The 12262-nt window shown below is 71.2% G+C and carries 11 protein-coding genes; 7 read left to right on the top strand and 4 right to left on the bottom strand.

Annotated features, from left to right (window positions below; all coding sequences use genetic code 11):
- The first annotated feature begins 62 nt into the window (after positions 1-62).
- From ABZX11_RS08990 to groL, 5 genes are all read left to right on the top strand, one after another.
- Positions 63-740 (top strand): TIGR00266 family protein, encoded by a 678-nt coding sequence (locus ABZX11_RS08990; protein WP_354911240.1) that lies wholly within the window; start codon positions 63-65, stop codon positions 738-740.
- A complete protein-coding gene (locus ABZX11_RS08985; RefSeq protein ID WP_354911238.1) occupies positions 740-1363 on the top strand; it encodes an AIM24 family protein in 624 nt (207 codons plus the stop codon). Before ABZX11_RS08990 ends, ABZX11_RS08985 begins: the two co-directional genes overlap by 1 nt.
- A 112-nt stretch (positions 1364-1475) precedes the next feature.
- A complete protein-coding gene (locus ABZX11_RS08980; protein ID WP_003085446.1) occupies positions 1476-1682 on the top strand; it encodes a cold-shock protein in 207 nt (68 codons plus the stop codon).
- A 64-nt stretch (positions 1683-1746) separates the two neighbouring features.
- Complete coding sequence (locus ABZX11_RS08975) at positions 1747-3225, top strand: serine/threonine-protein kinase (protein ID WP_354911236.1); 1479 nt, start codon at positions 1747-1749, stop codon at positions 3223-3225.
- Between the two features lie 227 nt (positions 3226-3452).
- Complete coding sequence (gene groL, locus ABZX11_RS08970) at positions 3453-5081, top strand: chaperonin GroEL (protein ID WP_086857657.1); 1629 nt, start codon at positions 3453-3455, stop codon at positions 5079-5081.
- 46 nt (positions 5082-5127) lie between these two features.
- Here groL and ABZX11_RS08965 read toward each other — a convergent pair whose 3' ends face one another.
- Together ABZX11_RS08965 and ABZX11_RS08960 are read right to left on the bottom strand one after the other, a co-directional pair.
- Complete coding sequence (locus tag ABZX11_RS08965; RefSeq protein WP_354911234.1) at positions 5128-5451, bottom strand: hypothetical protein; 324 nt, start codon at positions 5449-5451, stop codon at positions 5128-5130.
- Between the two features lie 239 nt (positions 5452-5690).
- A complete protein-coding gene (locus tag ABZX11_RS08960; protein WP_176174530.1) occupies positions 5691-5906 on the bottom strand; it encodes a PspC domain-containing protein in 216 nt (71 codons plus the stop codon).
- A gap of 812 nt (positions 5907-6718) precedes the next feature.
- Between ABZX11_RS08960 and ABZX11_RS08955 the strand changes: the two genes are divergently transcribed.
- Positions 6719-7477: a nucleotidyltransferase domain-containing protein gene (locus ABZX11_RS08955; RefSeq protein ID WP_354911231.1), complete on the top strand. Its 759-nt coding sequence runs from the start codon at positions 6719-6721 to the stop codon at positions 7475-7477.
- A gap of 14 nt (positions 7478-7491) precedes the next feature.
- On the opposite strand, the gene ABZX11_RS08950 is transcribed toward ABZX11_RS08955, so the two are convergent.
- A complete protein-coding gene (locus ABZX11_RS08950) occupies positions 7492-8421 on the bottom strand; it encodes an o-succinylbenzoate synthase (RefSeq protein ID WP_354911228.1) in 930 nt (309 codons plus the stop codon).
- A gap of 74 nt (positions 8422-8495) precedes the next feature.
- Between ABZX11_RS08950 and ABZX11_RS08945 the strand changes: the two genes are divergently transcribed.
- A complete protein-coding gene (locus tag ABZX11_RS08945; RefSeq protein ID WP_354911225.1) occupies positions 8496-11285 on the top strand; it encodes a BTAD domain-containing putative transcriptional regulator in 2790 nt (929 codons plus the stop codon).
- Positions 11286-11377: 92 nt separating this feature from the next.
- Here the strand turns inward: ABZX11_RS08945 and ABZX11_RS08940 are convergent, their stop codons facing one another.
- Positions 11378-12235 (bottom strand): DUF72 domain-containing protein, encoded by an 858-nt coding sequence (locus ABZX11_RS08940; RefSeq protein WP_176174534.1) that lies wholly within the window; start codon positions 12233-12235, stop codon positions 11378-11380.
- Between the last annotated feature and the right edge of the window lie 27 nt (positions 12236-12262).

The following is a 12262-nucleotide window of genomic DNA, read 5'->3' as shown; positions in this document are numbered from 1 at the left end:
CCCGCCATGGGCGGGCGTGCAAGACTCTGCCCCGTCACAGGCACGCCGGATGGGGAGCACGCATGCAGGTCGGAATCCGTCAACAGCCATCGTTCGCCGTCGCCCGGCTGATGCTGGCGCCCGGCGAGCCGTGCCAGGTCGAGTCCGGCGCGATGATGGCCACCAGCTACGGCGTGCAGGTCCAGTCGCAGGCGCAGGGCGGGATCATGAAGGGCCTCGGCCGCGCGTTCCTCTCCGGCGAGTCCTTCTTCATCTCCACCTTCACCGCCCCGCCGAACGGCGGCTGGGTCGACGTCGCGGCCAACCTGCCCGGTGACATCCAGGTGATCACCCTCGACGGCCGCACCGGCTGGGCCGTCACCCGCGGCTGCTGGCTCGCGTCGTCGCACGGCGTGCAGACCGAGACCAAGTGGGGCGGGATGAAGAACCTGATGGGCGGCGAGGGCGGCTTCCTGACCCACGCCACCGGTCAGGGCCAGCTGCTCGTCTCCTGCTACGGCGCGGTCGAGACCATCACGCTGCAGCAGGGCGAGATGGTGACCATCGACACCGGGCACGTCGTCGCCTACGCCGACACCGTGCAGTACCAGATCCGGAAGGTGGCGCAGGGCATCATCCAGTCGATGAAGAGCGGTGAAGGGCTCGTCTTCGACTTCGTCGGCCCCGGCCAGATCATGACGCAGACGCGCAACCCGTCCGCGCTGATCAGCTGGATCATCTCCCACGTCCCGTCACGCTGATGCGCGTCCAGACCAGGCACACACCGGTCTTCGGCGTCGCCCGCGTCCTGCTGGACCCGGGCGAGGCCGTGCGTGCCGCGCCGGAAACCCTGCTGGCCAGCCGGTTCGGGGTCACCGAGACGCCGGCGACGCGCAGCGGTGTCCGGACCGGCAAGAGCACGGTCGCGGTCTACACCGCGCCCTCCGACGGTGGCTGGATCGACTTCGCGCCGCTGCGCCCCGGCGACGTCTACCCGCTCGACGTGGGCGGCGGCACGGGCTGGTCGGTGCACCGGGACGCGGTGCTGGTGCGACCTTCGTCGGTCCGGCACGACACCGGGTGGGTGCCGCTGCAGCAGCTCTTCGGCGCCGACTCGGGTTTCCTCGAGCACTACAGCGGGACCGGGCCGCTCGTGCTGGCCGCACCGGGCCCGGTGGACGCGTTCGAGCTCGGCCAGGGCGAGCTGGTCACGGTCCGGCCGGACTACCTGCTGGCCTACCCGGACACCATCCAGTGCCGGTTGCGGGCGCTCGATCCGGGCGGGCCGCAGTCGCTGCGCACCGGCGAAGGGCTGGCGCTCGACTTCGCGGGCCCGGGTACCGTGCTCGTGCACGCGCGGAACAGACGCCTTTCGGGTTCGTGATCTTCGGACGAATTGCCCATTGCCGCGGACAATAATTCCGGTAGCGTGATTGGCACTTCCGCCGCTGGCCTCCGCTCGGGCCAGCGGATCCTTTGTGCTGAGGGAGGGCGCCGTGGCTGTCGGCACCGTCAAATGGTTCAACTCGGAAAAGGGCTACGGGTTCATCGAATCCACGGAGGGGCCGGACGTGTTCGTCCACTATTCGGCCATCCAGTCCGAAGGATTCCGCACTCTGGACGAAGGCGACCGCGTCGAGTTCGAAGTGCAGTCGGGCCGCGACGGTCGTAGCCAGGCAGCCGACGTCCGAAAGGTTTCGTAACACGCTCCTCCGCTGATCGGTGAACCCCCGGCAGGCGTCGAACCAGGGGCGTTAGGCTGCGGGCGTGACAGGCGATGTGTCGGGGGACCTCACCGGTCGCCGGCTGGGCAACTACCGCATCGACGGGGTGCTCGGCAAGGGCGGCATGAGCGTGACCTACAAGGCCACGGACGTGCGGCTCGGCCGCAAGGTGGCCCTGAAGGTCATCGGTGACCACCTCGGGACCGACGCCGAGTTCCGCGAGCGGTTCGTCGACGAGGCGCGCAACACCTCGGCGATCGACCACGCCAACGTCGTGCCGCTGTACGACTTCGGCGAACTCGACGGCATGCTCTACATCGCCATGCGGATGGTCGACGGCGGCGATCTCGCCGGGTTGATCTCCGGGGGCCCGATCGCGCCCGCGCGTGCGCTGACGATGCTCGACCAGGTCGCCGACGCCCTCGACACCCTGCACAACCGCGGTCTGGTCCACCTCGACGTCAAGCCGGCGAACGTGCTGGTGACGAAGAAGGAGACCTCGCGCGAGCACGTGTACGTCGCCGACTTCGGGCTGACCCGGCGCGGCGCGACCGGCCACCGGACGCGCGGCGGCGACTTCCTCGGCTCGCCGACGTACGCGGCTCCCGAGCACCTGCGCGGGGAGCCGCTGGACGGGCGCACCGACCAGTACGCGCTGACGTGCGTCCTCTACGCCTGCCTCACCGGCAGCCCGCCGTTCAAGGGTGACGTCCCGACGGTGATCAAGGGCCACCTCAACGGCGAGCCGCCGTCGATCTCCCGCGTCGTCGCGCTGCCGCCGTCGATCGACGAGGTGATCCGGCGCGGCATGGCCAAGAACCCGGCCGACCGCTACCCCAGCTGCGTCGAGATGGTGGCGGCCGCGCGCCGCGCGCTCGGCCCGCTGGCGACGTCGGACACCCCACCGGGCCCGCCGGGGTCCCATTCGGGCGGAATCCCCGCGCCGCAGCGTGCTGGTCAGGTACAACAGGGGCCGCACCAGAACAGCGCACCGCAGGGAGAGGGGGCCCCCGTGCACCCGTACGGAGGACAGCAGCAGCCCGGTTACGGGCAGGGGCCGCACGGGCCGGGTGGCCCGCCGCCCCAGGGTCCGCCGCCCGGCTACGGCTACCCCCAGCAGGGCGCTCCGCAGGGCCCGCCCGGGATGCCGCAGGGCATGCCGCCGCAGGGGCCGCCCCCGGGGTACGGCTACCCGCAGCAGCAGGGCGTGCCGGGCATGCCCCCGCCGGGCTACGGCCAGGACCCGATGCGGCTGCGCCCGCCGATGCCCGCGGGCGGCGCCGGCGCGTTCGAGCAGCCGAAGAGCGGCGGCGGCAAGAAGTGGATCTTCCTCGCGCTCGGCCTGGTGGTCGTGGCGGGTTTGATCGTGGGAGCGATCTTCCTCTTCGGCGACAGCGGCAGCGGTGGTGGCGGCCAGACCCCCGCGCCGAACATCCCGGTCGGGCCGGGTGACTCGCAGAGCAACAGCCCCTCGTCGCTGAACACCCCGCCGCCGTCGATCAGCATCAAGCCGAGCTCCTGATCGAGCGACGCTGAGCTGGGCTTCTTGCACTCTCCCCCCGAGAGTGCTAAACACGGTCTTGGCACTCGACGCCGTCGAGTGCCAAAGGTCGGGACGGTGAGGCTGAACCCCCACCCGGGTCCAGTCGTCCGTCGCGGGCACCGAGCCTGGCCGAGGAAGAGTCCTGCTGCCGCCGCTGCAGAAAGACAGCGCGGCGGCTGCGCCCAATACCGGAGGACCACACCGCAATGGCCAAACTGATCGCGTTCGACGAGGACGCCCGCCGCGGTCTCGAGCGCGGCTTGAACACCCTCGCCGAAGCCGTCAAGGTGACCCTCGGCCCGCGGGGCCGGAACGTCGTGCTCGAAAAGAAGTGGGGCGCGCCGACCATCACCAACGACGGTGTCTCCATCGCCAAGGAGATCGAGCTCGAGGACCCGTGGGAGAAGATCGGGGCCGAGCTCGTCAAGGAGGTCGCCAAGAAGACCGACGACGTCGCGGGTGACGGCACCACCACCGCCACCGTGCTCGCCCAGGCCCTCGTCCGCGAGGGGCTGCGCAACGTCGCCGCCGGCGCCGACCCCATCTCCCTCAAGCGTGGCATCGAGGCGGCCGTCGAGGCCGTCACCGAGCAGCTGCACAAGGCCGCCGTCCAGATCGAGACCAAGGAGCAGATCGCTGCTACCGCCTCGATCTCGGCCGCTGACCGCACCATCGGCGAGCTGATCGCCGAGGCGCTGGACAAGGTCGGCAAGGAAGGCGTCGTCACCGTCGAGGAGAGCAACACCTTCGGCCTCGAGCTCGAGCTCACCGAGGGCATGCGCTTCGACAAGGGCTACATCTCCGGTTACTTCGTGACCGACCCGGAGCGTCAGGAAGCCGAGCTCGAGGACCCGTACATCCTCCTCTTCGGCTCCAAGATCTCCACCGTCAAGGACGTGCTGCCGCTGCTGGAGAAGGTCATCCAGTCCGGCAAGCCGCTGCTGATCATCGCCGAGGACGTCGAGGGCGAGGCCCTGGCCACCCTCATCGTCAACAAGATGCGCGGCACCTTCAAGTCCGTCGCCGTCAAGGCCCCGGGCTTCGGTGACCGTCGCAAGGCGATCCTGCAGGACATCGCGATCCTGACCGGTGGCCAGGTCATCTCCGAGGACGTCGGCCTCAAGCTGGAGAACGCGGACCTGTCCCTGCTGGGCAAGGCCCGCAAGGCCGTCATCACCAAGGACGAGACGACCATCGTCGAGGGTGCGGGCGACGCCGACCAGATCCAGGGTCGCGTCAACCAGATCCGCGCCGAGATCGAGAACTCGGACTCGGACTACGACCGCGAGAAGCTGCAGGAGCGGCTCGCGAAGCTGGCCGGCGGCGTCGCCGTCATCAAGGCCGGTGCCGCGACCGAGGTCGAGCTCAAGGAGCGCAAGCACCGCATCGAGGACGCGGTGCGCAACGCGAAGGCCGCCGTGGAAGAGGGCATCGTCGCCGGTGGTGGCGTGGCCCTGATCCAGGCCGCCGAAGCCGCGTTCGCGGGCCTGAAGCTCGAGGGCGACGAGGCCACTGGCGCCAACATCGTCAAGGTGGCCGTCGAGGCCCCGCTCAAGCAGATCGCGATCAACGCCGGCCTCGAGGGCGGCGTCGTGGTGGAGAAGGTCAAGGGCCTGCCGCAGGGTCACGGCCTCAACGCCGCCACGGGTGTCTACGAGGACCTGCTCGCCGCCGGCGTGCCGGACCCGACGAAGGTCACCCGCTCCGCGCTGCAGAACGCCGCTTCCATCGCGGCGCTGTTCCTGACCACCGAGGCCGTCGTGGCGGACAAGCCGGAGAAGGCTTCGGCCGCTCCCGCCGACCCGTCCGGTGGCATGGGTGGCATGGACTTCTGATCCACCCGGGAAAAGCCCGGTCCGCTTCGGCGGGCCGGGCTTTTTCTTATGACGGCTTCGTGAAGAACCACACGGCGTAGGCGCCGGTGACGACGACGCCGAGCGCGAGCACGCCGAGGCCCCCGAGCCAGGCGGTGCTCTTCCGGCCGGCTTCCAGGCCGACGACGATGGCGCTGATCCCGGTGAGCATGACCCAGATCGCCAGCCCCGCGGCGGTGTAGAGCACGACTCTGGCGGCCTTGGCCCCGCTGGCGTCACCGCCAGAGAGAACCGCGTAGCCGGCGAAGGCGGTCAGTCCGAGCCCGGCGATCAGGTACAACCCGCCCAAAAGCCCGACGACGACCTTCGCCGCGGTGTTTCCGTGATCCACGAGCGCGAACCCTAACCCCTCGAACGGGATTCGCGTCGTGGTTTTGGGCCGTCCGGCCCATCGCCCACGGCCGAACGGCCCGGACGTCCCCTGGCGTCCGGGCCGTTCTTCCGGTGATTCGCCGCGTCCCCCGACGGCGGCATTCCCCTCGGCCCGCATCCCCCGACGCGGGCGTCTTCAGCGCACCCCCGGCATCCGGCGGGCACCGGCTCCCCCTGCGAGCCCGCGCCCGCCAGAGGTCAGGAGTCCTCTTCGGGCGTCAGAATGGCGGCGGCGACGTAGATCGGAATGGCGATCCCGACGGAGAGGAAAACGGCGGCGACGAGGCCGATCCGCAGGACGTTGGCATCGACGCCGAGGTAGGTGGCCCACCCACCGCAGACACCGGTGAGCATCTTGTCGCTCCGGCTGCGGCGGAGCTTCTTGGTTTCCGGGGTGTACACGCTGTTCGTCATGGCTCAATGGTGTCTCCCGGGGGCGGTGACCCACATCGGGAACGGCCCGGACCCCGACCCTGAACTTGCCCTCGGGGGCTCCCCCGGCTTGGGCGCGGGGAGCTTTGTCGCGCCCGGTTGTCCCTGATCGCCGTGCGGTTGAAGGCACCCCATGATCAGGTCGCTTTTCCAGTGTCCGGGCACCGCCCCGGGCCGCGGCCTCCGCGGGCGATCGCCGATCATGACCATGTCGGCCGCCGGTGCCCCTAGACGAGTAGTGCGTAACTCGGTCAGTGACCGGGTGATGCCCTCAAATCAAGGAGCAGGGTGGTCATCCCGTCGCCTGAGGCCGTCAAATCACTTTGAGCCGGGCCCGCAACCTCAGGGCGAAGGCGGGTGAAGACGCAAGCTTGCGGGCCCGGCTCAAAGTGATAGGCCTCGTTCAGGCGACGGGATGACCACCCAGCGGCTTACCCGCGAAGGTGAGAGGGAAGCGCTCCTCGTGGTCATCCCGGAGCCTGCCCGTCCGGCGAGGACATTCTTTTCCTGCCGACCTGGAAGCGTCTGCCGCGGCAGATAGGTCGCCGGGGGTGTGGACAGGCGGCCGATGAAATCGGACTTTTCCGGCTTTGTGGGTGGGGGTCGATAGGATGGAGCCGGGGAGGCCCCTGGGGGCGGGGATGTCTGGACCTTCTGGGGCCGCCGCCGCAAACGGCAGCGCACCCGGGGCAGCCGCACCGGAGTCTGCGGCGGGGGATCTCTTGAGGCGAACTCGCCCTGCCGCAGGAAAATCAGGTGCCCGACCCCCAGCCGGCGAGCTACAACTGGTCACCATGAAGCACGACACCCCCGAGTTCGCCGCGATCGCCGCGCAGGGCACCATCCTGCGGTGCCAGGTCGGGTCCGGGCTGCACGGGACCGCCGTCGACGGTCAGGACGACCGCGACGAAATGGGGCTGTGCGTCGAACCCGCCGAGTACGTCAGCGGGCTGAAGCGGTTCGAGCAGTACGTCTTCCGCACCCAGCCCGAAGGCGTGCGGTCCGGGCCCGGTGACCTCGACCTCATCGTCTACTCGCTGCGCAAGTGGATGCGCCTCGCGCTCAGTGGGAACCCCACCGTCCTGCTGCCGTTGTTCGTGCCCGCCAACGAGATCGTCGCGATCACCGAGCTCGGCCACGACCTGCGGGCCAACTCCGGCCGGATCGTCTCGCGGCAGGCCGGGCTGCGGTTCGCCGGGTACCTGCGGACGCAGCGCGCCCGGATGCTCGAAGGCTCGCTGAAGGTCAACCGGCCCGAACTCATTGCGAAGTACGGCTTCGACACGAAGTACGCGATGCACATGGTCCGTCTCGGGGTCCAGGGCGTCGAGCTGCTGGAGACCGGCCGGATGACGCTGCCGATCCCCGAACCGTGGCTGAGCTGGCTTCGCGACCTGCGGCGCGGGAAGCACACCCAGGACGAAGCCATCGCCGCGGCGGCCGAGCTGCAAGACCGGCTCGACCGGCTCACCCGGGGTGCGTCGCCGCTGCCGGAAGAGCCCGATCGGGACTGGGCGAACCGGTGGCTGGTGCACGCCTACGCCGCGGCTTGACGCCGGGTCCGCGCTCAGCTCAGCGCGCGGACCCGGCTCAGCCGGGCTGCCCACGCCGCCGAAACCCCGGGCGGTGCCGCGTACGCCGCGCCGGGTTCCGAGGCAGAGCGCAAGACCGGCAGGTATCCGTCCACAGGGGACAGTGAGGACTCGCAGACGTCCCCCTCCAGCAACGAAAGCGTCCCGAGTCCACAAGCGAATTCCAGTGACGGCAGCGCGCCCGCCAGTGCCAGTCCGGCCGCCAGGCCCACGCTCGTCTCCACCGCCGACGACACCACGCACGGCAGCCCGCACGCCTCGGCGACCTCCAGCGCCCGCCGGACGCCGCCGAGCGGGGCGACCTTCAGGACCGCGATGTCCGCCGCTCCGGCGACCGCCACCTTGAGCGGGTCCTCCGCGCGGCGGATCGACTCGTCGGCCGCGATCCGGACGTCGACCCGGCGGCGGACCGCGGCCAGGTCCTCGATCGACGGGCACGGCTGCTCCGCGTACTCCAGCCCGCCCGCCGCCTTGTCGAGGTCCGTGAGCGCGCGCACCGCCGTGTCGACGTCCCACGCCGTGTTCGCGTCGACGCGGATCGCTCCGCCGGGGCCGAGCGCGTCGCGGACCGCCTCCACCCGCGCGCAGTCGTCGGCCAGGGAGACGCGCGGGTCGGCGACCTTCACCTTCGCCGTCCGGCAGCCGGAGGCGCGGACCAGTTCGTGCGCCTTCGCCGGCTCGACCACCGGCACCGTGGTGTTCACCTCGATCCGGTCGCGGACCGGCGCGGGCCAGCCGGTCTCGGCCGCCTCCAGTGCGGCGCGCAGCCACGGCACGCTTTCGGCGTCGGAGTAGTCGGCGAACGGGCAGAACTCGCCCCAGCCCGCCGGGCCGTGCAGCAGCACGCCCTCACGGACGGTGATTCCGCGGAACCGGGTGCGCAGGGGGATCGCGTAGACCTTCATCGAGGCCGATCATGCCACCGTGCCGCGGCTCGCAAACAGGTGCCGAACTGCGCGTTTCGGGCAAGAATGGGTCGGTGGTCCTCGACTTCCGCGTGCTGGGTCCGGCCGAGGTCACGGCCGACGGCCGCCCGGTACCGCTCGGGGGCAGCCGGCCGCTGATCGTGCTGGCCGGCCTTCTGCTGCGCGCGAACCGGGTCGTGCCGGTCGACGAGCTCGGCCGCTGGCTCTGGGCCGACGACCGCCGCCGCTCCAAGGGCGCGCTCCAGACGTACGTGCTGCGCCTGCGCCGCGCCCTCGGCGACCAGGTCGCCATCCGCACCGAGAGCGGCGGCTACCGCCTCGAACTCGACGACGACCTGCTCGACCTGACCCGCTTCCGCGCGCTGGCCGTCCGCGGCAAGGCGGCGATGGACCGCGGCGAGAGCCGCCGCGCGGCCGCGCACTTCGCCGACGCGCTCGCGCAGTGGCGCGGTCCGGCGCTGCTGAACGTCGAGTCCGACGCGCTGCACCGCGACGAGGCCGGCCAGCTGGCCGAGGAACGGCTGCGGGTGCGCGAGCAGTGGGCCGACGCGCTGCTCGAAGTCGGCGAGTACGGCACCGTCGTCCCCGAGCTCACCCGGCTGACCAGGGAGAACCCGCTGCGGGAGCGGCTGCACGAGCAGCTGATGACCGCGCTGTACCGGTCGGGCCGTCAGGCCGAGGCGCTGGAGGTGTACCGCCGGATCAGCGGCGTGCTGGCCGACGAGCTCGGGCTCGACCCCGGGCCGTCGCTGCAGCGCACCCGCCAGGCCATCCTGACCGGCGGCGGCGCGGCGCCCGCGCCGGCGCGCTACCGGCTCGGCGTCGAGCCGCAGGTGCCGCACCAGCTGCCCGCCGACCTGCGGGGCTTCTCCGGGCGCGAGTGCGACCTCAAGGCGTTGCACGCGCTGCTGCCGGAGGCGGCCGACGCCGGCGCGTCGACGCCGATCGCGTCCGTCGAGGGCATGGGCGGCATCGGCAAGACGACACTGGCCGTGCACTTCGCGCACGAGGTCGCGGACCGGTTCCCCGGCGGGCAGGTCCACCTCGACCTGCGCGGCTACGGCCCTGGCGAGCCGGTCGAGCCGTCGGCGGCGCTGGAGGCCATGCTCACCGCCCTCGGCGTCCCGTGCGATCAGATCCCCGGCGACCTCGACGGCCGCGCGGCGAGCTGGCGGACGCACACCGCGGGACGGCGGCTGCTGGTCCTGCTCGACAACGCCAACCGGACCGAGCAGGTGAGCCCGCTGCTGCCGGGGCCCGGCTGCCTGGTCGTGATCACCAGCCGCTGGCAGCTGCGCGCGCTGGTCGCCACGCACGGCGCGCGCCGGATCGCGCTGGAGGAACTCGGTGACGAGGACGCCGTCGCACTGCTCGCGGCCACGATCGGCCACGACCGGGTCGCCCGGGATCCGGCGGCGGCCGAGCGGTTCGTGCGCTACTGCGGCGGCCTGCCGCTGGCGATCCGGATCCTCGCCGTGCGCGCGGCGGCGTTCCCCGACCTGCCGCTCGACGAGTTCGTCGGCTCCCCCGACAGCGACGTGCTCGGTTCGTTCGACCTCGGCGACGGCGAAGGCACCAACATCCGGTCGGTGTTTTCCTACTCCTACCAGGCGTTGCCGCCGTCGACGGCCCGGCTGCTGCGGCTGCTCGGCCTGTCCACCGGCGTCGACTTCACCGTGCCGGCGGCGGCCGCGGTCGCCGGGCTGGACGTCGCCGCGACCCGGCCGATGCTGGAGACGCTGGCCGCCGCGCACCTGCTCGCCCAGCCGCGCCCGGGCCGCTACCAGTTCCACGACCTCATCCGGGCGTACGCGGGCGAGGCGGCTTCGCAGGTCGATTCGGCTTCGGAGCGCGACGCCGCTTTGGACCGGTTGCTGGGCTGGTACCTGGCGTCGGCGCTGAACGCGTCACGGCTGATGCGGCCGGAGCGCTACTACCGGCTGCTGGAGCTCGACGACCTCGAAGGCGGGGCGGTCTTCGGGTCGTACCACGAGGCGCTGGACTGGTTCGGCGAGGAGTACGGCAACCTGATCGCCGCGGTGCACCTGGCGCGGCGCCGGGGCCGCGACGACGTCTGCTGGAAGCTCGCCTGGCTGCTGCAGAGCTACTTCGTGACGCGCTCGCGGCTCGACGACTGGCGGTCGGTGTTCGCGGTGGCGCTCGAAGCCGCGCGGGCGAGCGGCCACCGCCCGGGCGAGGCCGGGATCCTGAGCGGGCTCGGCGTCGTCAACGGCGTCGCCCGGCAGTACGCGGAGTCCCGGCGGTACCTGGAGCAGGTGCTCGCGATCCAGCGGGAGCTCGGGGCGCGCGAGGGCGAGGCGCGGGCGCAGTACAACCTGGCGATGGCGGCGCACAACCTCGATGACTGCGCCTGGGCGTACGAGCACGGCGTGCAGGCGCTGGCGATCGTCCGCGAGCTGGGGCTGGGGCACTTCGAGGCGAGCGTGCTGCGGGCGCTGGGCGACATCTGCACGTCGATGGGCGATCACGAGCAGGCGCTGCGCCTGGCCGACGCGGCGCTGGCGATCCTGGACCCGGAGGGGCGCCCCGTGGACACACGGTTCACGCAGCACACGCGGGGCCTGGCGCTGATCGGCCTCGGCCGGTTCGAGGAGGGCATCGCCTGCATCCACGAATCGGTGGAGATGTTCTTCGCGATGGACGAGCAGTACGAGGCGGCGGACGTCTTGGCCCAGCTGGGCACGATCCACCTCCGCCACGGCGACGCGGCGCTGGCCCGCGAGTGCTGGCTGCGGTCGGTGCGGCTGCTGACGGAGCTGGGCCACCCGGACGCGGACGACGTGCGGGCGAAGCTGGCGGCTCTGGTCGTGGTGGGGGCGTAGAGGTATTCGGCTCCGGACCGGCGCACGTGCCGACCCCCAGCGGCAGCACGCGAGCCGGTCCGGCCCGCACGGGCCAGTGAAGCCCACTGCGCTCACTGTCCACTCACTGTCCTGTTTTCGGGGGCCACGCCGAGCAGGTCGGCGAGGCATTCGGCGTTCCGCGGAGCGGCGACCTTGACGTCGTTGTCGAAGTAGACGTGCACGTCACGGCGACCGTCGTCGTGCCAGGTGCGGATCTTTTCGGCCCAGGTGCGGAGGGCGCGGTCGGAGTAGCCGCTGACGTAGAGCTCTTCGTCGCCGTGGAGGCGGACGTAGGCGAAATCGGCGGTCTGGTCTTCGAGGAACGGCCACTTGCCCGCGGTGTCGGCGACGACCAGGGCGATGCGGTGTTCTTCGAGGAGGCGTTTGGCGGCCGGGTCGGCGAAGCTCGGGTGGCGGACTTCGAGGGCGTGCTTCAACGGTCGTTTCTCGCCGGCTTCGAGGTGCGGGGTGCCTTTGAGCTTCTCGTCGTGGTTCTTGGCCAGCCGCGCGGCTTCCTCGGTGGTGCGGGGGAGCAGGGCGAAGAAGTTCTCGAGCCGGTCGGGGTCGAAGGTGAGCCTGGGCGGGAGCTGCCAGAGGAAGGGGCCGAGTTTTGCGCCCAGGGCGAGGACGCCTGAGGCGTAGAAGTTCGCGAGGGCGGTCTCGACGTTGCGGAGCTGCTTCATGTGGGTGATGAAGCGGCCGCCTTTGACGGCGAAGAGGAAGTCGGCGGGGGTTTCGTCGAACCAGGCCCGGAAGCGTTCGGGGCGTTGGAGGGAGTAGAACGAGCCGTTGATTTCGACGGCGTTCATGCGTCTCGAGAGGTACTCGAGTTCTCGCCTCTGGGGTAGGCCGGGTGGGTAGAAGACACCGCGCCACGGGGGGTAGCGCCAGCCTGAGGTGCCTATTCGGATCTCGGCTATCTGTCTCACCGCCTCTCCGGTTCTTTCCGGTGATTC

This window comes from Amycolatopsis sp. NPDC004169, assembly GCF_040610315.1.
In the GTDB taxonomy this organism is placed as follows: Bacteria; Actinomycetota; Actinomycetes; order Mycobacteriales; family Pseudonocardiaceae; genus Amycolatopsis.
This window is presented reverse-complemented; position numbering and strand designations above follow the sequence as displayed.

Bases quoted from the DNA above. Each gene is read 5' to 3' on its own strand.
- ABZX11_RS08960 (WP_176174530.1), bottom strand. From the start codon at position 5,906: ATGACGAACAGCGTGTACACCCCGGAAACCAAGAAGCTCCGCCGCAGC.
- ABZX11_RS08955 (WP_354911231.1), top strand. From the start codon at position 6,719: ATGAAGCACGACACCCCCGAGTTCGCCGCGATCGCCGCGCAGGGCACC.
- groL (WP_086857657.1), top strand. From the start codon at position 3,453: ATGGCCAAACTGATCGCGTTCGACGAGGACGCCCGCCGCGGTCTCGAG.
- ABZX11_RS08990 (WP_354911240.1), top strand. From the start codon at position 63: ATGCAGGTCGGAATCCGTCAACAGCCATCGTTCGCCGTCGCCCGGCTG.
- ABZX11_RS08985 (WP_354911238.1), top strand. From the start codon at position 740: ATGCGCGTCCAGACCAGGCACACACCGGTCTTCGGCGTCGCCCGCGTC.
- ABZX11_RS08950 (WP_354911228.1), bottom strand. From the start codon at position 8,421: ATGAAGGTCTACGCGATCCCCCTGCGCACCCGGTTCCGCGGAATCACC.